Origin of the sequence: Rhizobium acaciae (genome assembly GCF_025941625.1) — a bacterium.
GTDB lineage: Bacteria > Pseudomonadota > Alphaproteobacteria > Rhizobiales > Rhizobiaceae > Rhizobium > Rhizobium acaciae.
Map to the genome: position 1 here is coordinate 1 of NZ_JAPCZO010000051.1, position 21,341 is coordinate 21,341.

Annotated in this window: 18 protein-coding genes and 4 pseudogenes; 18 read left to right on the forward strand and 4 right to left on the reverse strand. The window is 55.8% G+C overall.

Annotation, left to right across the window (positions count from 1 at the left end):
• Positions 1–554, reverse strand: a 554-nt coding sequence (locus OLZ32_RS38415) for a hypothetical protein (RefSeq protein WP_264425571.1), incomplete at its 3' end; no start/stop codon positions are given.
• Between the two features lie 106 nt (positions 555–660).
• On the opposite strand from OLZ32_RS38415, the gene OLZ32_RS38420 reads away from it, so the two are divergent.
• The 17 genes and pseudogenes from OLZ32_RS38420 to OLZ32_RS38500 form a co-directional block, all read left to right on the forward strand.
• Positions 661–1,470, forward strand: coding sequence for a calcium-binding protein (locus OLZ32_RS38420; protein ID WP_264425573.1), 810 nt, complete (start codon positions 661–663; stop codon positions 1,468–1,470).
• Between the two features lie 196 nt (positions 1,471–1,666).
• Positions 1,667–1,885 (forward strand): annotated as a pseudogene (locus OLZ32_RS38425) (4Fe-4S binding protein); the annotation flags it as partial.
• Positions 1,886–1,971: 86 nt separating this feature from the next.
• A complete protein-coding gene (locus OLZ32_RS38430; protein WP_264425606.1) occupies positions 1,972–2,172 on the forward strand; it encodes an exopolysaccharide production repressor protein in 201 nt (66 codons plus the stop codon).
• A gap of 422 nt (positions 2,173–2,594) precedes the next feature.
• A complete protein-coding gene (locus OLZ32_RS38435; protein ID WP_264425575.1) occupies positions 2,595–3,557 on the forward strand; it encodes a glycoside hydrolase in 963 nt (320 codons plus the stop codon).
• Positions 3,558–4,440: 883 nt separating this feature from the next.
• Positions 4,441–5,031, forward strand: coding sequence for a NodA family N-acyltransferase (locus OLZ32_RS38440; RefSeq protein ID WP_264425577.1), 591 nt, complete (start codon positions 4,441–4,443; stop codon positions 5,029–5,031).
• Complete coding sequence (gene nodB, locus OLZ32_RS38445; protein WP_264425579.1) at positions 5,028–5,696, forward strand: chitooligosaccharide deacetylase NodB; 669 nt, start codon at positions 5,028–5,030, stop codon at positions 5,694–5,696. Before OLZ32_RS38440 ends, nodB begins: the two co-directional genes overlap by 4 nt.
• A gap of 6 nt (positions 5,697–5,702) precedes the next feature.
• Positions 5,703–7,034 (forward strand): chitooligosaccharide synthase NodC, encoded by a 1,332-nt coding sequence (nodC, locus tag OLZ32_RS38450; RefSeq protein WP_264425581.1) that lies wholly within the window; start codon positions 5,703–5,705, stop codon positions 7,032–7,034.
• A 24-nt stretch (positions 7,035–7,058) separates the two neighbouring features.
• Positions 7,059–7,655, forward strand: a complete 597-nt coding sequence (nodS, locus tag OLZ32_RS38455; RefSeq protein ID WP_406649472.1) for a nodulation methyltransferase NodS — start codon at positions 7,059–7,061, stop codon at positions 7,653–7,655.
• A 25-nt stretch (positions 7,656–7,680) separates the two neighbouring features.
• Entirely contained in the window at positions 7,681–8,010 is a 330-nt protein-coding gene (locus tag OLZ32_RS39550; protein ID WP_406649471.1) for an L-threonylcarbamoyladenylate synthase, read from the forward strand.
• Positions 7,998–8,912 carry a nodulation factor ABC transporter ATP-binding protein NodI gene (gene nodI / locus OLZ32_RS38465; RefSeq protein ID WP_264425586.1) on the forward strand — a complete coding sequence of 305 codons (915 nt, stop codon included), beginning with the start codon at positions 7,998–8,000 and terminating at the stop codon, positions 8,910–8,912. The genes OLZ32_RS39550 and nodI overlap by 13 nt, the downstream gene beginning before the upstream one ends.
• Before the next feature lie 4 nt (positions 8,913–8,916).
• The gene (locus OLZ32_RS38470) at positions 8,917–9,705 is read left to right on the forward strand and encodes an ABC transporter permease (protein WP_264425588.1); all 789 of its coding nucleotides are present in this window, start codon (positions 8,917–8,919) and stop codon (positions 9,703–9,705) included.
• Between the two features lie 35 nt (positions 9,706–9,740).
• Positions 9,741–10,067: an aldo-keto reductase family protein gene (locus tag OLZ32_RS38475; RefSeq protein WP_264425589.1), complete on the forward strand. Its 327-nt coding sequence runs from the start codon at positions 9,741–9,743 to the stop codon at positions 10,065–10,067.
• The gene (locus OLZ32_RS38480) at positions 10,064–10,828 is read left to right on the forward strand and encodes a sulfotransferase (protein WP_264425592.1); all 765 of its coding nucleotides are present in this window, start codon (positions 10,064–10,066) and stop codon (positions 10,826–10,828) included. Before OLZ32_RS38475 ends, OLZ32_RS38480 begins: the two co-directional genes overlap by 4 nt.
• 203 nt (positions 10,829–11,031) lie before the next feature.
• Positions 11,032–11,676: pseudogene (nodQ, locus tag OLZ32_RS38485) on the forward strand (bifunctional sulfate adenylyltransferase/adenylyl-sulfate kinase NodQ); the annotation flags it as partial.
• A 279-nt stretch (positions 11,677–11,955) separates the two neighbouring features.
• Positions 11,956–13,065: a histidinol-phosphate transaminase gene (hisC, locus tag OLZ32_RS38490; protein WP_264425595.1), complete on the forward strand. Its 1,110-nt coding sequence runs from the start codon at positions 11,956–11,958 to the stop codon at positions 13,063–13,065.
• A gap of 235 nt (positions 13,066–13,300) precedes the next feature.
• The gene (locus tag OLZ32_RS38495) at positions 13,301–14,314 is read left to right on the forward strand and encodes an LLM class flavin-dependent oxidoreductase (RefSeq protein WP_264425597.1); all 1,014 of its coding nucleotides are present in this window, start codon (positions 13,301–13,303) and stop codon (positions 14,312–14,314) included.
• A 30-nt stretch (positions 14,315–14,344) separates the two neighbouring features.
• A pseudogene (locus OLZ32_RS38500) lies at positions 14,345–14,522 on the forward strand (IS3 family transposase); the annotation flags it as partial.
• Positions 14,523–14,609: 87 nt separating this feature from the next.
• Here the strand turns inward: OLZ32_RS38500 and OLZ32_RS38505 are convergent.
• The 3 genes from OLZ32_RS38505 to glmS form a co-directional block, all read right to left on the reverse strand.
• Positions 14,610–16,046, reverse strand: coding sequence for a radical SAM protein (locus OLZ32_RS38505; protein WP_264425599.1), 1,437 nt, complete (start codon positions 16,044–16,046; stop codon positions 14,610–14,612).
• Positions 16,046–18,697 carry a glycosyltransferase gene (locus tag OLZ32_RS38510; RefSeq protein WP_264425602.1) on the reverse strand — a complete coding sequence of 884 codons (2,652 nt, stop codon included), beginning with the start codon at positions 18,695–18,697 and terminating at the stop codon, positions 16,046–16,048. Before OLZ32_RS38510 ends, OLZ32_RS38505 begins: the two co-directional genes overlap by 1 nt.
• A gap of 416 nt (positions 18,698–19,113) precedes the next feature.
• Positions 19,114–20,940, reverse strand: a complete 1,827-nt coding sequence (gene glmS / locus OLZ32_RS38515) for a glutamine--fructose-6-phosphate transaminase (isomerizing) (RefSeq protein WP_264425604.1) — start codon at positions 20,938–20,940, stop codon at positions 19,114–19,116.
• A gap of 269 nt (positions 20,941–21,209) precedes the next feature.
• Here glmS and OLZ32_RS38520 point away from each other — a divergent pair.
• Positions 21,210–21,341: pseudogene (locus OLZ32_RS38520) on the forward strand (aldehyde dehydrogenase family protein); the annotation flags it as partial.

The following is a 21,341-nucleotide window of genomic DNA, read 5'->3' on the forward strand; positions in this document are numbered from 1 at the left end:
TGACGCTCGAACGCTGCGGTGACCTCGCGGGCTGATCCGTCCTCGTCTGTCTCGCTCAAGGGGTCCCGGAATGCCGGAATACGGAACCGCTCGTCGATGAAGGAAACCATTTCTTCGGGATGCCCGGCGAGCTCCGGACCGCCGCGGATGGAAAGTTCAAGCCGGACAGCGGATGCGAAGATCCTGATGACAGAGAGGGATGGCATATGCAGCATCGCGTGAGTGAACCACCCACTGGTGTAAATTTTCCGTTTGTCCGCGATCTTGACTTCGGCCAAAAATGCGCTCAGCGGCGTATCGTCGCCAGAGGAGCGGTTTTGCAACGATGTGGTGGTGGGGCAGGGATCGGGACGGATTTCGTGATGCTCGCCATAATGGCCCGCGCCGCCGTCGGCTGAGTGCTGACGTTCGAGTCCATCGGCATGCCCCTCGACATGCCTCCTGACGATCTCCCTGTTCGGGCCGATCTTCTTGCACGTTTGGCGGACCGTCCCTTCAGATTGATAGCTGGGCGAACCAGCCTTGTCTGCCCCTAACGGAGAGGCGAAGCGCACGTGGATGTATCTGCCATGTCGATGCTTTCTATTAAAACAATGGATTATTCTAATTGGCCGATAAGCAATATGAACGAGGTGGGCTGTCTAATAAGGAGTATTCGCGATGGAAAAACCAATTCTTGGCGGTTCGGGCAGCAATAGTCTCTTTGGCGGCAATGGTGACGATATACTCACCGACCCCAAGGGCGATGACTGGATCGACGGTCGTGCCGGAAACGATGCCATCTCCGCCGGCGAGGGCAATGACCGAGTCTTCGGTGGCGAGGGCAGTGACCACGTCTTCGGCGATGAGGGTAACGACTACCTCTATGGCGACAACGGCCGCGACAAACCGCGAATCGTCATTGAGGACAATGATAAACTCTACGGCGGCCCCGGCGACGACGTCCTCTTCGCCGGTAACGGAAGGGATACTCTGACGGGAGGCACCGGCAACGACACCTTTGTGTTCCAGTTCCACAATCCGATCCCCGGATACGACCCACACTATGGGCCGGATTCGGACAACACCACCATCTTGGATTTCGACCCGACATCGGACACCTTCGCATTCGATGCGGTCGGCTTTGGCAGCGACGACGGTTTTGGCGCGAACTTCGTCAATCACGACAGCACGCGATCTGGCAATCAGGTGGACTCCTTCTACAGCGGCCCGGCCTCGGATGCTAACGGGGAGCAGGTCGCCGTGATCACCGATCGGGGTTTCTTCAACGGCTCTGACGCAGCCAGTGCCATTTCCGGCGAGACCGCCGGCGACATTATCGTCTACTTTGGGTACAACTCCATGACGGCGAATCTGGCCTACGTCACCTCCGAGAACCAGGTTGATGAGTTCGCCCACCTGAGCAATGTGCACAACGTGGACGGCCTGGCCGGCTTGGGCCTGACCGCATCGGACTTCATATTCGTCTGACCCGGAAACCCATGCTGAACCGTGCCCCCGTCCCTCGGGCGGGCGCTTTCCTTTTCCGCTGACAGTGGCAGGCGCAGCGTGTTCAACTGAATGAAGCTATGCGTCGCGCGCTGGCCGCAGACCCATCCTCCTGAGGCTCGTCAGGCGAACACCCAAAGCCAATCAATGAGTTTTCTGCCGCCACTTGACCTTTTTAAAGGTGTGCTCGCGCCAGGTCATGCACCTTTACGGCGTCGACGACGCGGGTGAGATCCTTGGCATCTGTGACGACGAGGACGAGGACTTCGATGGAGAGCTCAATCGCATGATCATGGTGGTCGACGATACTGGGCGCTGCATCGGCTGTGGAGCTTGTGCCCGCGTCTGTCCGAAGAACTGCCAGACGCATGTTGCGGCTGACACGATTGTTGCTTGAGTTGACGAATACATCAGGAGAGAACGACGTTGTCCTTCGGAATCTTTTGGCGCATCCTGCTGCTGTTCTTGTGCACCAACCCCGTAGTGGTCTACCTCGTCTGGCATTCCATCAGCAGGGCAATCGTCACAACGCTCGCCGGTTCGCTGCTTCTTCAGGTAGGTTATTTCGTGGGCTTGCTCTTTTTGGTTTGGCGGTCTGGCCGCGCTGAGAGACGTGCCCAAAGAACTGAGCATTGCCATAGAGTTCGCTACCAGTCGCAAGACTATCGTGAGGGTGATGAATGACCTCCGATGTGCCCCACCTAGCGTCAAACGCGCAGCACGACGCAGCTTGCTTGGCCGGACGGTGACAAACAGCACAGATGCGCGCTACTTTGGACAAGCAATAAACATCGTCATGGAACGGATGCCGTGTCCAGGATGGCCAGAGGCGACCGCATTCAGGTTCGAGCACATCGGGGCGCGGGATCGTGCTTGCCACGGGCGGGGCGAACGGCATAGGCGCGACCGTCGTTCGCCGTTGCTCCCGAGTCCTGACAGGTGCTGTTGCGACAACTGGCGAGTTCGCGACCTGAAATGTTCGGTTCGGTACTACATGCGCTTTCAATCAAACCCCCAATGACCGGTAGAATATGGATTTTGCGGCCCTTCCCGTAGCGGCACGCTTTTTGCCGCTTCTTATCGCGAGCCGGTAGGAGCGACACCAAATGAATGAGACTGCGACCATAATGTACGCCTGCACGACGGCGATAGCGCTTTGCGCTAATTGTCTTTCAACTGCGCCCACTGTTAACCTAGGTGGCGGCAATCAGGAGTCATCCGCGTCGCAGATGCCGGCGGGTGACGTATCCAGTTTCGGTAAATTCATAGTACGCAGCCCGCCGAAAACGCTCGGTTTGGATCCGTTCTACGCGAAATACGCTGACGCAGCAGGAATACCTGTTATCTCGTCCGAGAAGGTTCCAGACACGGCACTCTTGATAGCCCGTGACATTATCGTTTACATGTTATCAGAACGGCGTGATGTCCGCGATGCTATGATCCGGGCTGGGGCGCGGGTGGGCGTCATGGCAATTGATGAGACGACCACTGACATTCCCGAACAGCGTGATTTGAAGAAGCCGGCTCCCGAAGATCCGCGGCTCACTCCTGGCGAACGGCGGAATTACGCCCACACGATCGGCAAGATGACGGACCGGGAATACTGGGCGCAGCGGGCGCGCGGCCTCGGTGGGCTCTACACGACGGGGGCCGCCGAGAATTTGATGGCCGTGCCGGGAACGCGGTATTACGGAGGCAACATCCTTGTTCATGAGTTCTCCCATAATATGTTCCAAGCACTGCGCACGGTGGATTCTGAACTGGTTGCACGTGTCGAGCAGGCCTACACTAGCGCCAAAAAGAAGGGCTTGTGGGCGTGTGCGTATATGGAGAACAATGTCGACGAGTACTGGGCTGAAGGCACCCGATATTGGTTTAATACGAATATGGCCTACCGCCGTGGCGACATCACAGTTGTCACATCAGAGGACTTCAGGGCTCACGATCCTGAACTCTACAATATCATGGCTGAAGTTTATCGCCATGATCACCATATTTTGGCGGATGCCTTTTACCAACACCCCGCACAGTCACAGGTAAAGCCGGTCGACCCCGAACACGGCTGCTGACGGCCAAAGAAAAGAGCACGTCTTGAACCAATGCGGTATTCGCCGCGCTTCGATTGTCGCGGGAGAAGGCGAGACCGTTTGGCTAGTTAAATCTGTGATCGCTGAAGCCGCGGCGCCGGCGCCGTTGATCCGCATCGCTCAACCACTCCAACAAGGTGCACCGTGGCCGGCGCGGGCGCGTCGGCAAGACAGCACTTCCATAATAAGCGGCGACTCCGGTATAGGTGCGGTTGACCGCGATTGAAGCGACAGGCCATCGATGATCTCGCGGATCCGCTTCCCGAATTTGACCGGAGCCTACGACCCGACACTTGAGCCCAAAATGTGCAATAGGTCGCGAATGTCGGTTTCATGGCCATTGTCTTTACCTGCGATAGGTCGCGCCGCCGTCAGCAAGGCTTGGCGCTTTTGGTTCTCCAATGACTTCACATGCACCGGGCGGAACAGGACGCGCCACCTGTGCAATGGCCGCGCGCGTCGTTGCGCTCGGTCTTGTTTACCTGCACATTGAGGAACGCTTTGGCATGCCGCGCCTCGATGCAGACTGCCGGTAATGCGGTTGCGGCAAATCTTCAAAAAGGCTTGCGACAATGGGCCGGCCTCAAGCCCGACCGATCGAAAGGATCGATGACTATGCCGCGGCCGGCTCCCTTCTGCACAAATTGATGCCGGCAACTCGCGGCCGTGCTCGCCCTTTGATTGCGGGGGAGCAATCAACCGATACTCGCAGACTTCCATGGCGTGGATTGGTGCCATCCACAAAAACGATTTTGCGAATTTGCGGAGCTGCTGCATTAAAAAAGCATACTTTTGACGAACGTCAAATGGACCGCCGTGACCGCATTGGGTACGCGTCTCCAGAGACAGAAATAGGAGGCCTTTCGTGCGCTCTCAGGTGCGATGGACGCTGCGCTGGGAAAGTGAATTGCAGCTCGACGAGCATGTCGAACTCGCAACCTTCTTTCGGAACACTTATGGACCAACTGGCGCCTTTAACGCAAAACCATTTCAAGGCAGTCGGAGTTGGGCCGGAGCCAGGCCTGAGCTGCGAGCAATCGCCCACGACTCAAACGGTGTAGCGGCTCACATCGGCTTGCTGCGCCGGTTCATCAAGGTTGGTGAGGTCGATCTGCTAGTGGCTGAGCTGGGATTGTATGGAGTACGGCCGGACCTTGAGGGGCTTGGAATCAGCCACTCGCTTCGCGTTATGTATCCAGTATTGCAGCAACTTCGTGTCCCATTCGGTTTCGGTGCTGTTCGGCACGCGTTGCAAAAACACGTCGAAAGGTTCGGCCGACACTTGCCTGCGGCCGTTCTGTCGGGGGTTCGCGTGCGATCCACGCTCCCAGATGCGCATCTCGACCTGCCCCCCACCCGCTTGGAAGACGTACTCGTCGTCGTTTTGCCAGTTGGATCGGCCATGTCTGATTGGCCGACCGGCGCGCTCATTGATCGGAATGGACCAGAGCTGTGACGCATTTTGACTGCTTATCAAGGGTGCAAAGCACATGCAGCAACAGCACTGGTGGTCGCAACGTCTATCTGACGTTTGACGATGGTCCTAATCCACTTTCCACGCCGGAAATCCTGGACGTTCTGGAGAAACACCGCGTGCCGGCAACATTCTTCGTTATCGGCGCCTACGCGGCAGAACAGCCGCAACTAATCCGTCGAATGATTGTAGAAGGACACGAAGTCGCTAACCACACGATGACACATCCAGATCTGTCCAGATGCGGAACCAGCGATGTTCGCCATGAAATACTTGAGGCGAATAGAGTCGTTAGAATGGCCTGCCCCCAGGCGTCGATCCGGTATGTGCGCGCGCCCTATGGCATCTGGACCGATGAGGTGCTTACTACTTCAGCGGGCCTTGGACTGGCGCCCCTCCACTGGTCGGTAGACCCGCGGGACTGGTCTCGGCCCGGCGTCGACGCAATTGTCGATACCGTGCTTTCCTCTGTCCAGCCAGGCGCAATTGTGCTTTTGCACGATGGATGCCCTCCCGACGAGGTCAGGCCGGGCACTGCGGACAGTCTGCGCGACCAAACCGTTACTGCGCTGTCCCGCCTTATTCCAGCCTTACACGAGCGCGGATTTGGAATCTGCGCGCTTCCTCAACATCCCTTAACAAAGTGACATCCCATGGACCTGCTTAACACCATCGGCATTGGCGCTGTCTCCTGTTATGCGCTGCTCTCCACAGCTTATAAAAGCATGCAGACATTGTATGCTCAGCCGAAAGACCAATCGTCGGCCTCGGAGGACTTCGCGTTTCTGCCAAGCGTGGACATCATTGTCCCCTGCTATAACGAGAACCCACACACCTTCTCCGAGTGCCTGGCTTCCATTGCAAATCAGGACTACGCCGGAAAACTGCGCGTCTACGTGGTTGATGACGGTTCTGCTAATCGCGAAAAATTGGAACGTGTACACCACACCTATGCGGGGGATCCGAGATTCGACTTCATTCTGCTCCGCGAGAATGTCGGAAAGCGCAAGGCTCAGATCGCTGCGATACGCCGGTCATCTGGAGATTTGGTGCTCAACGTTGACTCGGATTCGACACTAGCGTCCGACGTCGTCACGAAGCTCGCGCTGAAGATGCAAAATCCCGAGATCGGAGCGGCCATGGGTCAATTGACCGCTAGCAACCGAAACGACACTTGGTTGACTCGGTTAATTGACATGGAGTACTGGCTCGCTTGCAATGAGGAGCGTGCGGCACAGGCTCGCTTCGGTGCCGTTATGTGTTGCTGCGGCCCATGTGCCATATATCGCCGGTCTGCTCTCCTGTCGCTACTTGACCAGTACGAGTCGCAATTTTTCCGGGGCAAGCCAAGCGACTTCGGTGAGGATCGCCACCTCACAATTTTGATGTTGAAAGCAGGTTTTCGAACCGGTTACGTTCCGGACGCGATAGCAGCAACCGTCGTCCCGGATAGGATGGGCCCGTATCTGCGCCAACAACTGCGCTGGGCACGGAGCACTTTCCGCGACACTTTGCTAGCGCTGCGACTACTACCGGGCCTCGATCGCTATATCACGCTGGACGTGATCGGCCAAAATCTCGGATCGCTACTTCTCGCGCTCGCGGTCCTAGCGGGGGTCCTGCAAGTCGCGCTGACAGCGACGGTGCCTTTATGGACAGTCATGATGATTGCCTCCATGACCATGATCCGCTGCGCCGTGGCCGCCGTCCGTGCTCGGCAACTTCGATTTCTGGCCTTCTCTTTGCACACGCCCATCAACCTGTTTTTTTTACTCCCTATGAAGGCCTACGCCTTGTGCACTTTGAGCAATAGCGATTGGCTATCGCGCAGCTCTCCTGCGAACATGACATCCGAGGGTGGAGAACACCCGACGTCCGAAGCGAGCGCTGGAGGAACGTCGGGAAATGCAGCGCCGCTTCGGAGACTGAATCTTGCAAGGGACTCTTCAACCGTGACACCTGCAGGTGTCTACAGCGACGACTGATCTTTGTTACTCGGAGGGCGAATTTTGACGCAGGTCAACAACTACCAATTATTGCACAGTGAGCTGGCGGCGGAGGACCCTTGGCGGCTCGACGGCAATGAGTTCGAGCGGGAGCGGCATGCGCAGATGCTTCGCTTATCGCTTTCCCAAGGTCCCATCACAAACGCACTCGAAGTCGGGTGCGCGGCCGGCGCATTCACGAAAATACTAGCGCCTCATTGCAAGCGGCTCACTGTGATTGATGTTGTGCCGCAAGCGATTGTTCGAACGAGACAGCGGATGAAGGAGCCGTCACACGTCAGCTGGGTAGTCGCTGACGTTCAACAGTTCTCGACTAAGCTGCTTTTCGATCTGATCGTCGTGGCCGAAGTTCTCTATTACCTTGAGGATATCGCCGCGATGCGCGGCGCTGTTCGTAACCTTGTGAGCATGCTTGCGCCAGGTGGACACCTGGTTTTTGGATCGGCCCGCGATGCGAACTGCCAGCGCTGGGGCCACGTTGCTGGTGCTGAGACCGTCATGGCAATTCTGAACGAAATGTTGATCGAGGCGGAGCGACTTGATTGCCGGGGTGCGTCGGCCAACGAAGACTGCTTGCTCGCGCGGTTTCGGAAAATCTAATGGATCCAATTTGCATGGAGACACTATGCGCGTCACTGGCATGAAGCTGACCCATGGCGAGGCGATCGCCCTTGTTGAGAATGGAAGGCTCGTCTTCTGCATTGAGCTGGAGAAGGGGGATAAGTCCACGGCATCAGCCGCGACCTTGCCAGACATTGCGCGATTGCAAACGATTGCCAGGAGCTCTCCGGACAACGTCGCTGAACTACTCGTCGAACATGAAAAAATCACGGGCATGCCGCTGCTGGGCAATACGAGTGCCAATTGCCATGAGGGTGGCTTCTTCCCCAGTGAAATTGTGGCGTGCGGGTGGGGACGCATTCAACACGGTAAAATGAACGCATGTCAAAGCTAGCAGTCGACCTTGCCGGCGTAAGCAAGAAATATCAGGACAAGGTCGTGGTCGACGGGTTGTCGTTCACTGTAGCAAAGGGAGAGTGCTTCGGCCTGCTGGGACCAAACGGCGCGGGCAAAAGCACGATCATGCGTATGGTTCTTGGCATGGCAGCACCGGACGCCGGCAAGATCACAGTACTCGGCATGCCCGTGCCAACGCGCGCCCGCTTAGCGCGCGCTGGCGTCGGCGTGGTCCCGCAGTTCGACAATCTTGACCACGAGTTCACGGTGCGCGAGAATCTGTTAGTGTTCGGGCGCTACTTCGGTATGAGCACATACGAGATCGAAGCGGCGATCCCGGCGCTGCTTGAGTTCGCCCGCCTTGAGAGCAAGGCGGATACGCGCGTCTCTGCACTGTCCGGCGGTATGAAGCGACGCCTGACGCTCGCGCGTGCGCTGATCAATGACCCGCAACTGCTTGTAATGGACGAGCCGACCACCGGCCTCGATCCCCATGCTCGCCATCTGATCTGGGAACGCTTGCGCTTGCTGCTGGCCCAAGGCAAGACAATTATTTTGACGAGCCACTTTATGGAAGAGGCCGAACGGTTGTGCGACCGCCTGTGCGTGCTCGATGGAGGACGCATCATCGCCGAAGGCCGTCCACACGCGCTGATCGATGAGCAGATCGGGTGCCCCGTGCTCGAGATCTACGGCGGCAATCCCCATGAACTGCGCGCGCTCATTAGTCCGTATTCGCAGCGCATCGAAGTGAGCGGCGAAACCATTTTTTGCTATGCGCCCGATCCGGAGCAGGTGCACGAGCAACTACGCGGGCGCGCGGGTCTGCGGCTTTTGCAGCGCCCTCCGAATCTGGAGGATGTTTTCTTGCGGCTGACCGGCCGCGACATGGAGAAATGAAACAATGGTTGAAGGCTGGTCTGCGGCTATGCCCGCCAATGCGTGGAACTGGATCTCGGTATGGCGGCGCAACTACCTGGCATGGAAGAAGATCGCGCCCGCGTCGATACTGGGGAATCTCGCCGACCCCTTAATCTATTTGTTCGCGCTTGGCTTTGGCCTCGGAATGATGGTCGGTCGCGTTGACGGCACTTCCTATATTGCGTTTCTGGCGGCCGGCATGGTCGCCGCAAGCGCGATGACCTCCGCGACGTTTGAAACGATCTATGCGTCGTTCGCTCGCATGCATGCTCAGCGCAGCTGGGAGGCGATGCTGTGCACGCAACTTTCGCTCGGCGACATCGTTGTCGGTGAATTGGCGTGGGCAGCCACGAAGGCCTTTCTGGCCGGAACGGGAATCATGACTGTTGCCGGTATTCTGGGTTATGCCGCATTTCCATCCGTTCTCTATGCGCTGCCGATTGTTGTCCTCACTGGCTTTGCATTCGCGAGCTTGGCAATGGTCGTCGCGGCACTTGCGCCCAGCTATGACTATTTCATCTTTTATCAAACACTCGTCCTCACACCAATGTTGTTTCTGAGCGGTGCAGTCTTCCCCGTTTCGCAACTGCCCACCCATTTCCAGCAGGTGGGGCGCTTCCTGCCGCTTACGCATTCGATCGAGCTCATCCGTCCGGCACTGCTTGGCCGACCTGGCGAGAGTGTCGCTCTGCACATCGGGGTGCTATGTGTCTACACAGTATTGCCGTATTTCCTGTCAGCCTTCCTGTTGCGCCGACGCCTCATGCCTTGATGCCACTCACCACCGTTTCGAGAAGGAGATCCGTGTTGCGATATAGTGAACTGGGCCGCAGCGGCCCAAAGATAAGCGCGCTCGGCTTGGGCGTCGTGAAGCGGAACACTGAAGCCGAGGCGCACGTGCAACTTGGTGCAGCTTTGGAGCCCGGCATCAACTTTGTCGATGCTGCCAAGCTGCACCCAAGTCCATCCCGCACGGGCACATTTGGAGGTGCCAATATCGGCCGCAGGCAAGACATCGCGCTTGCGACCAAGGTCGTCGGCCGTTTTCGACCAGGCCAGCAAACTCCCTATGGTCGCGTTGGCTATACACGCGCCAATCTGATCAAAAGCGTAGAGAGCTGGCTTTTACAATGATCAATTCCGCACTGTCACCTGAACCGTTCGTAATCCTTGGGATGCCAAGGACCGGCACCCATTACCTGGAAGCACTATTAAACAAGCATCCGAACGTCTTGAGCAATGGTGAGTTGCTCAATGAATATGATGCGAATTGGCCGGATAAGAGCCGCCTGCTGCGCAGCAATCGTGAACTGCTCGAGCTCGCCTACCTGCGCTGTCCTGCACGCAAGGAGACGAAGGTGACGCACGTTGGCTGCAAGATCAACGAACCTCAGTTCCGCGAACGGCCAGGTTTTTTTTCCGAACTGGTCTGTTGGCCGGGCCTCAAGGTCATCATCATGGTTCGCAAAAACGCATTGGAAGCGCTGCGTTCTTTGGTGCAGGCGAGGGAGTCTGGGCAATGGCTGAAGTTCAGTTCTGACAAGGACCCAGCTTCGCCGCCCCGCGTTACATTGACTATCGCTGACTGCGAAGCGTACTTCAAGACCACCGAGGATTTCCACACTCGCGTCACGCGCTCCTTTGCCTCGAGCAACATGCTTGAGATCGAATACGAGGGTCTTTTGGGTGACCCCGACAAATGCTTATCAACGATCTGGGATTTCTTGGGAGTTCCTAGTCGTCAACTTACTGGTGACGCCATGCTCCAGCGACAGGAACAGCGGTCGCTCGACCAAACAGTAGAGAATTTTCAAGAGTTGCGGCGTCACTTTGCCAACGGGCCTTACGAGGGCTTTTTTGATGTCGGCGAAGTACTGGACAAGAGCGGTAATTAGATATCTCCTGTTGGTCTCTGAGACCATGGCCTGAACCAATTCAAACCGTCCCGCAGGCCCACTATGCTCTATTTTAACGGGAAAACACTCCTCCGCGGTTCGCGTGCGCTTCACGAAGAAGGCACTCTTTTCAGCGTGGCCACTCCTTTCCTCTGCGAACGATAGCACAACGAGGTGGAGATGCCGCGAGATAGCGACGAACTCGTCCTAACAATGCGACCTTTGGCACCGACATGATCGCTCCCCAGAAACGCCGTTCCAGTAATGTTCATTGGCATGGTTTCGACGTGAATAAGGCAGACCGTAGCGAGATCAAGCATCAACGCCCGGCCATTCTTTGGTTCACCGGTCTATCCGGATCTGGCAAGTCAACAATCGCCAATGCACTCGACAGGTCGTTGCATGCACGTGGCAGGCACACCTATCTGCTAGACGGCGACAATGTGCGTAACGGCCTCAATCGCGATCTTGGTTTCACCAACGCTGATCGCGTTGAGAATATTCGCCGCGTTGCGGAAGTGGCCAAGCTGATGGCCGATGCAGGACTGATCGTAATCGTCTCCCTCATCTCGCCCTTCCGAGACGAGCGCCGCATGGCGCGCGAGCTGATGGGCCCAGGTGAGTTCATCGAAATCTTCGTCGACACGCCATTAGCGGAATGCGCACGGCGCGATTCGAAGGGCCTCTATGAGAAAGCCTTCGCCGGTAAGATCGCGAACTTCACCGGCGTGTCATCTCCGTACGAGGTACCCGAAAGCCCTGAATTGCATCTCAAAACCGTTGGCCACGAACCGGCGCAACTCGCGCTTAAAGTCGAGGAGTTCCTCGAGACGCGAAATTGGGAGTGAATTGACGACGCAGATTGCTAGCCGAAAGCCCCCCTATCATTCGGCTCCCTGTGCCGGAAAGCCTTTGCCGCACCATGAAAGAATGACCGAGGCCATGATGGAATTATATCATGCAGTAACCGCAATTGACCCTCCTCACTCGTTCTGGTCTCGTGGATATGCTTTTGCGGCGCTGCACTCTGTCAGAGGGGGAATTCGTCCGCAGTCGACATGGGGAACGCGGAGTCATACGCGAGACGTCTCCCCGTCTTTACTTTAGCAATCGAAGCGGAGAAAATTATGCCGGATGCAAAACTGCAGAGTGTGCTTTCGTCTCTCTCGCAGGTGGCGAGACAGTTCGATGCTCTGCCCTCCAATTCGACAGCGCCGGATGATAGCTACATCAAGCTAAACAAGAATGAGAATCCATTTTCGTTGCCTGCCGTCGTCATGCGAGGTGCGATTTCGGCCCTCGAACGGCAGTACCTATATCCAGAAGATGACAACCTCAGCTTGAGGGACGCAGCCGCCAATGCCTACGGCCTCTCTCGGGACCAGGTAATCGCCGGAAACGGATCGTCGGAACTTCTCGGGCTCATCTACAGAGCTTTCCTCGCGCCGAACGACAGCGTCGCGATGATGTCGCCAGGGTTTTCGTTCAACCGCAAACTAGCCATGTTGCAGGGCGCCCGAATTCTCGACATTGGATGGAGCGAAACCTATTCCTTGCCGATGGAGCGGCTGCTTCGCGGACCCGCGAAAGATGCCAAGTTCATCCTACTAGCAAATCCAAATAATCCGACCGGAACATTTGTTCCAGTGGCCGATATTGAGTGCCTCGTAACACAATCGGATCGCTTGATAGTCCTGGACGAGGCATATGTCGACTTCGCACCTGATAATGCTCTACGCCTCATAGAGCGTCATTCGAATCTTCTTATCCTTAGAACATTTTCGAAAAGCTATGCCGCCGCCGGCATCCGCGTTGGTTTCGGATTGGGTCATCCTGAAGTAATTGGAAGGTTGCGCAACATCCAGAACGTCTTCAACATGAACGTGATCGGCCATGCGATTGGCATCAGCATTCTTTCGCAATGCGCCGCCTATGAAGAAAACCACCGATATATCAAGCAGGAACGACAGCGAGTGAGTGTTGCTCTGTCGCAACTTGGATTTTCTGTTATTCCCTCCCACGCGAATTTCTTGCTGGCCCGTGTACCGCTGGGACGAAACGGAAGCTGGTGGCTAACATGCCTGGAAAGCCGAAAGATACTTGTTGCTGTCTTTCCTGAAAAGGGCCTGGAGAATTGCATCCGCGTTAGCATCGGTACAAGGTCTCAGATGGATGCGTTTGTTGCAGCCGTCCGTGAGATTTCCCGAAGCGTCATGCATGAGCATGTCGGCTGCTGAGCAGCTTTAGTCTCTGGTCCACCAATCACAGAGGCGATGGTCCGTGGCTCCAGAGCAAGCCCGGCGCTTTCCCATTGCCTAGCAGTTCAACGTATCTGGAAAGAACAAGACCGCTAGGCTCGCACGAGCGACCTAGAGCCAGGCAAGGACAAAGCCCGACTCCAGAAAGAAACCGGCGTGTTTCGTCTCTCGGACCATCGCCTGAAGCTTCCGCGTCAAAGTTGGAGATCCTCGAATGAAAACACCCTCTTCTTCAAAGCTAGTCATCGGCATCTTCGATCACCTGGACGAGGACGGCAGCGATATCGCCCGGCAATATGAAGATCGCCTGGTGCTGGCGGAGGCCTGCGATCGCCTCGGGTTCTATGGCTATCACCTCGCAGAACACCATTTTACTCCGCATGGGAGAGGTCCGTCGCCAAATCTGTTCTTGTCGAGCGTCGCACAGCGCACCCGTCATCTTCGTATCGGCCCCATGGTGATGCTGCTTAGCCTTTGTCATCCGCTGCGCGCGTTCGAAGAGATTTGCATGCTGGACCAACTGAGCGGTGGCAGAGTTGAACTGGGTATAGGCCGCGGTTCCCTCCCGATCGAATTGGGGTACTTCGGGGTTGATGCAGAAGCCGTATCAGAACGCTATGCGGAGGCGAGCGAAATCCTTGTCAAAGCGATGAAAGGGGGCACGCTATCCTATCAAGGCTACCATTTTGAGGTGAAGGACGTTCCTTTAACGCTCAGACCTTATCAGCGTCCGCATCCGCCGACATGGATCGCCACCAGTCGACCCGAGTCCGCGGGTTGGGCGGCTGTGAACGGCGCAAACATCGCGTGTGTGGGTCCTTCCGCTTCTGTTCGCAGAATCACTGACGCCTTCCGCGCCAGTCGAAGGCACACCATTGGGGCGGATGGGCAGGCGCCATTTCTAGGCCTGCTTCGAATGGTCGTGATTGGACGGTCTGAGAAGGAGGCGTATTCACTGGCCGCACCTGCTTACGAAAGATGGCTTCAGAGCTTTAAATTCCTTTACGACCTCAATGCGATCCCGACTCCACCAAACCTGCCGCTGACGTTCGATGCAGCAATCGAGAGTGAATTATGTGTAGCGGGAACGGCGGCTTCTGTCCGACGAGCTCTTTCCAACCAGCTGGAAGCGGCAGGAGCCAACTATCTCCTGTGCCAACTCGCGTTCGGAAACCTGCCTCTGGATGCCTCGCTGTTCACTGCAACAACCATTCAATCCGAAATTTAGGATCGAGTCGGTTGAACAACAATTCGATATCAGCTCGCGACCGGAAAGAAGCTGCGGTTCTGACGGTGGTCGACACCTTCTCACCTTCTCGCGCTATGTGCCAGTGCTTGATCCGCGTCACAGTTATCGAGGTGAAGATGTCGTGCAAACGCTCGAACGGGGGTGCCGCCAGGTCGGCTATCCCAAGACGATCCGTGTTGATCAGGGGCTCAAACTATCACAATGCGAAAAGGTTCTTGGCCTTTCCTACCCAACGGCTCAGCGAGTCTAGAGTGCAACGCGCAGCCGACGCTCCTCAGGCTTCGGGTGTTAGGAACAAGGTGTTAATTATCGCTTCGACTAGCGTCACCCCGTTGGGAGTGAGGGTCACCGTGTCCCTTTCGGCGGTGACCAGCGCTTTATCTACTAGTGTCGTGAGCGTACGGCGGATAATCGGGTTGTCGAAAAAGCTTTTGCCGTCAAAACGTTGTCTGAACAAAGTGTCATTCACCGGAATGAGCGTGGAAAGCGCCATTTTAAAGGCGTTAACTTCGCGTTGAAGCGAGGAGACACCGCGGCTTTCCTCAATCGGCAGACGGTTTTCATCCAAAGCTTCCTTGTATTTTTTGTAGCCGGTGATGTTGATGGCCTCGGCCCGCGTGCATTTCGAGCTACCGCCGAGGCCAATGGCCACTTCCGGGTACTGCGTATCAAGGTCGGTAATTAAGCCTTTCCATTTTTCCGGACGCTGATTGCTCCGGTGGAAATACATCGTCGGGTGTTCCAGATAACTGGGCAAGAGGTACTGCTCGACCAGCTCGCGCATCTGGTACTGCTTACCCAGCCCTGGGAAGTCCATGTTGTTGATATTAACACGCCCCTTTTTCTGCCATACGCTTTCTCGTTCCCCGGAAACGGCCGTACGCTTTTTCATGGAATCTTCCATGTGTAACTTGGTACAGACTACGTGAGAAAGTTCCAGCTCGAGGGTTTTCTCCATGTCAAATTTCACGTCATCCACGCTCTGGCCTAACATGCCGTAGATTAGGTCGATACTGACCCATTCGATCCCGATTTCGCGCGCGTTATAAATGGCTTCCACGCACTCTTCGGCAGAATGCATACGTCCGCAGGCCGCGATAATGCGGTCGTTGAAGGCCTGCGCTCCGAAGCTAATTTTGGTAAACCCCAACTCTTTTAAAAGCTGCAGATAGTCTTTGGTCAAGGTCCTCGGCTCGCCTTCAAAGCGCATGGTGGCAGCAGAAAAATTAAAATTGCTTCGGTAGAAATCCATCAGGCGCCGTAGCTCAGGTTCAGGAAGCAGTGATGGCGTGCCCCCGAAGATGTTAAATTCGCCGACTTCGGCTTGTGCAAGGCACGGAACGCTCCGAAGCCACATGGTGGCCTCTTTGATATTACATTCTACTAGTTCCCGGAACACAGCCTGCGAGGAAGTGGCCTGTGGGTTCAGAGTAACTGTAGGGTATTGGCAGAAATGGCAACGGTAGCGGCAGGTGGGGATATACGACCAAAGGTGTATCTGCTTTGCCCGTTTGATTTCCCGGTCCATGTCATCGAAAAATTTATCGAATGGGTAACCGGAGATATCACCGGGGAAAACGTGACAACCGAACGAGTCGTTAAACACATACTCCAGAACAGCTCTGTTCTCCGGACGGGAGAGAAAATCGTATACTCGCGGCATCGGATAGTTCCGATCGATATCGTTCAGCGAGTTCAGAGCTTCGCTCATCAGAATACCCCGCCGTTGGCGAAGTAGTTATGAGCTTCGCCGGACTCACGGTCTTCGCAGAAGTAGTAGACAAAGCGCTCGAAATCTTCCGGTTCGACCGCATCGAAGCAGGCCGGTAACGGCGGCGGAAAACCGATGTCTTCACCAACAGCGCGCCGCAGGGCACTGAAAATTTCGTTACGGAATTCAAAATAAAGCCGATATGCCGGGGTCTTATAAGCATGGATCGCTTTGAAGTCGATAATGCGCGATTCGTGCTTGATTTCATGGATTCGCCGGTTCAAGCGGTCAGCCACCGGTCCGGTAAAGAATTCACGCACCGCGGGATTTTCCAGCAAGATCTGCGGGTTGAGTAACGAAGGCAACACGATGTTTTTGGGAACGTAGTCCTTGATCGAGTAGAACCAGGCCTGCTGCGACTGCGTGGGAGTGGTGTCGCAAATCATTGGCTTTTGCTCTTCCGCATCCGGACGCACGTCTTTCATGATGATGATACCATCCTGTCCGTACGCGGTACCGGCGATCACCTCCTCCAGGATGGTATTCACGCGCCGGCTGTTAATTTCGACTCGGGAATCCTGGGCGTAAACCGGCTTGCCTCCCCAGGCGATTACCCGAATCCCAAAGTCCCAGTCATCGGAGAGGTGTTCTACAAAGCGCCCATTGTTTAACTGATAGAAAATTTCGATGCCGCCCACCTCGTCGTAGCGAGTGCGCTCAACGGCAAAACCTTTGCCGTCCGGAAAGCCGCCGAACAACGAGAACGACATGTCACGACAGCGCAGGGTTTTCTGGATCTCCTGGAAAAGGTTGGGGCGGTGACGGAAGGATTCTTCGTTGTAATAATAATTGCACGTGCCCAGATCCGCATTTTCCTCCACCATTTTACCAATCAACGCGTGCAGCCAGTCGGGCTCTACCCTGCAGTCCGCATCGACGGAAACAATGTAATGCTTTTTTTGAACGCCCAGGCGGCTGTCACGGGCTTTTGAGCGGGAAGAGGCGTAATCCATGCCACGTTTTCTGGCGGACGAGACACCCTGAACGGTTTCCTTGATAATATGAATATCCACATGCGGATTTTTGGCCTTGAAGGCATGAATTTTCTCAATGGAGTCGTCCGTCGAATTATTATCAACAATAATAAGCTCATAACTTTCATTAGAAATCATGCTGCCGTTTGTTTTCTGATCAACAAGAGAGCGCAATACGTCATTGATGCACTCGCTTTCGTTATAAACCGGCAGCACAACCGATACAAAAACATTGACGCGCATTTTGTCTCTGGAATCAAAGTCCATAATATTGACTACGTCGTCGGAAAGTACCTTTTTGCCAATTTGAAAGTTGCTCTGGGCAACGTCGTTCATTAGTTGCCTATTATTGACAAATCGGTACAGATCATCAATAAACGCTTCATCAGGCAAGCCATCTTCCTTGTCTGATATCGCCATAACGGGCGCTTCAAATCCATGTTGACCATAGACCTCCCAGTAATATTCGTAATTGGTGGTGATGTAACAGCGCTGGAAGCTAATCGCTTCGCCAATGGGATTCCCGTAGCTGTCGTAACCCCAAGACGTCAGAAACGAGACCAGATCACAAGAAAAATACAAATCCTCAATAGTGTATAGACGCATCTGTGAACGCTCATGCGGAAGAGGGCCAATAAAGTTGATAAACGACTCCACGCCTAACGTTGTTGCTAAGGCTCTCAGTTCCTGGTAGGAAGCATGGTCTTCATGAGGATCGCCTGCCACAACCAGAAAAACCTTACGATCGATACCATTCTGACGGAAAAGCCGGTTGAGCCGGCTGACGAGATAAATGTCTCTGTCAAGTCGCTTTTGAGGAATAATGCGTGTGGTGCGGGCTATCAGAATATCATTGTCACGAATGGACAGTTTTTCCCTGATGTTCGTATAATTACCCAGCTTGGTGAAATCATAGGCGTTCTTCTTAACCTTAATTTCCACCCCATGATGGCACCACTCCTCAAGCTTGTTTTTTAAGTGATTATTGACTGTGACGTATGTTATATGGCTGGACGCGACGGGCTTAACGGCGTGAGGATACGGCGCTGGGCCGTATTTCATCGCCGCCATTTCACTATTCCACATTAAATCGTGATCGCGCCAGATAACGAAATTGCCCAGCCCATGACGTTTCCCGTAGACGTCAATCGCCAGATAAAGGGCTTTGGTGTAAATTATGTTCTCTGGAAGTGTACCGTTCTCAACGATCACATGAATGATATTCAGCCTCTCCCATAACTGAACAATTCGACGGGCCAGCTGTCGAGACGATTGGTTGATTGCAAGGACGATTTCTTCCTGCTCTTCCAAAGAAACAATCGTTTTGCGACCGATAAGAACGTTGTGCGAGCGTTCTATAAAGTCTAGATTATAGTGGGGAATGCAGTTAATTTCATCAACGCGAACCAGGGTAAGTAGATCGCTATAAATTTCGTGCTCGTTTTTGTAAGGTTTGTTAAATTTCCCCTTATCTATTTTTATATCATAACCCAGGTCGAGATAGGATTTAATCCCTTTGCGCGAAAGTTTTTTAGCGATCTTCAATGCTTCGACAGTAATTCCTGAAACAGCGACAGCGTCAAATGATACAAATATAGCTCCAGCACGCATGTTCATTAAGAGGCCTGTTTTGTTGTCCCTAGCAGTTTCCGACCGGTGCGCGGCTGCGCTTGCAAAAGTCGCGCAGAAATCTAGCGAACGGTGACGTCTGCATGTTTCGTGGGTTGTTCATGGACGCTCAGTCAATGCCGCGCCGAGTTGAGCTGGGTGAAGCAAGTGCCGTGCCGACCCAGGAGAGCCAATCAAAATCCATGGGGATCGCCTGATTGCCAGTGCTTCACGTCTGACTTTGTCTAAGTCTAGTGTATGCATCCGAGTAAGGCCACCTTGTAGGAATTGTCGGATTTGGCGGCGGACGAGCGCGGAACCGCCCAAGAGATTCGATTCCGTCGACATCGCATAGAAGCGCGCTATGTTTCCTTTGTCTTCATTTCAGATTCGTTTCCCAACCTCGTCCGCCTTCGGCTTGAAGATCATTCGACAGTCACCGATTTTGCCAGGTTTCGCGGCTGGTCCACATGCGCACCCGTGATGACCGCCGTATGGTAGGCGAGAAGCTGGAGCGGCAAGGAGAAGATCATCGGCGCGACGATCTCTTCGACATTCGGCAGGACGAGCGTGTGCATCGTGTCGAGCGTTGACGCGGCAGCGCCCGTCTCGTCGGTAATCAGGATGATCCTTCCGCCGCGGGCGGCCACCTCCTGCATGTTGGAGACCGTCTTGTCGAAGAAGCGGTCATGCGGGGCGATGACGATCACCGGCATGTTCTCGTCGATGAGGGCGATCGGTCCGTGTTTCAGCTCGCCGGCGGCATAGCCTTCGGCATGGATGTAGGAAATCTCCTTGAGCTTCAATGCGCCTTCCATGGCGAGCGGGAAGCTCGTGCCGCGGCCGAGATAGAGCACATCGCGGCACTTGGAGAGTTCCCGCGACAGGGACTCGATCTTCGGCTGAACGCTGTTCAGCACCCGATCCATGAGGCCCGGCATTTCGGCGAGACTCCTGACCATCGTCTGCTCTTCCGCATCGCTGATCGTGCCGCGCGCCTTGCCGGCGGCAATGGCAAGGGCGGCAAGAACGGCGAGCTGGCAGGTGAAGGCCTTGGTCGAGGCGACGCCGATCTCGGGTCCCGCAAGGATCGGGAAGACGGCGTCAGACTCCCGCGCGATCGTCGACTCGCGGGTGTTGACGACGGCGCCGATCTTCAGGCCGTGCGCCTTGCAGTAGCGCAGCGACGCGAGCGTATCCGCAGTTTCGCCCGACTGCGAGATGAAGAGCGCCGCCGATTGCGGTGTAAGCGGGATCTCGCGGTAGCGGAACTCGGAAGCGACGTCGATTTCGACCGGCAGGCGCGCATAGCGCTCGAACCAGTATTTGCCGACCAGCCCGGCCAGATAGGCCGTCCCGCAGGCGGAGATCGCAAGGCTCGCCAACTTGGCGAAGTCGATCACATCGGAAGCCGGGAACACACGGTTCTCGACGAAATTGACGTAGTGGCCGAGCGCATAGGAGATCACCTCCGGCTGCTCGTAGATTTCCTTCTCCATGAAATGGCGGTGATTGCCCTTGTCGATCACATAGGTGGCGGCCGTGGAGATCTGGCGCGGCCGCGTGACGGGGTTGCCGTCGATATCGAATATATGCACGCCGGTCCTCCCGATGACGGCCCAATCGCCATCGATCAGATAGGTGATCTTATCGGTGAAAGGTGCCATCGCGATGGCATCCGAGCCAAGGAACATCTCGCCCTCGCCATGGCCGATCGCCAGCGGCGGTCCGTTGCGGGCCGCCATGATGGTCGAGGGATCGTCTTCGAACAGGACGGCTAGCGCGTAGGCGCCGCTGACGCGCTTCAGCATCGCGAGCATTGCCTCGCGCCGCCCCATGCCCTCTCGGCGCAGACTTGCGAGAAGTTGGACGACGACCTCGGTGTCCGTCTCGCTCTGGAACTCGGCGCCTGCGGCAGTAAGCTCGCTCTTCAGCTCTGCGAAGTTCTCGATGATGCCGTTGTGGACCACGGCGACGCCGGCGGTAAAATGCGGGTGGGCGTTGCGTTCGGTCGGCGCACCATGGGTCGCCCAGCGCGTGTGGGCGATGCCGACCGCGCCGGCCAGCGGCTCCTCTTTCAGCCTTGCCTCGAGATTGACGAGCTTGCCCTCGGCGCGCCGGCGATGCAGCTCACCGCCGTTGATCGTCGCCACGCCCGCCGAATCATAGCCCCGATATTCCAGGCGCTTCAACGCGTCGACGAGTCGCTCCGAAACCGGCTGGTTTCCCACGATACCTACAATCCCGCACATATTCCCTCTTAGCGTTCCTTCCACGCCGGTCGCGGCGTACTCGAATACCCTCACTGAGTGACGCTACAGCAACTGCTCACGGTCGCCTCACGCAGCGATCGCTTCTTCGCGGCAGATCACCTGCTGTCGTCTAGTGGCTCGCACAAGACTGGCAAAATCGATTCTTTGGATAAGATCCATCTGCGTGGTGGATGGGCTACGCCAATCCGTTTCAGGGGCCTTGACCTCAGTCTGCTCGCTGTGGCCTCCACGCGCTGATGACGAAACCGCCGCTTGTTGCGGGCGCAATGATTGTGCTCGCGAAAAAGGCGGGGTTTCCGGACGGCGTGCTGAACCTGATCTATGCCTCGGAGGGCGATGCCGTCGGCCGTGAGCTTTGCACCAATCCGAAGGTTCGAAGA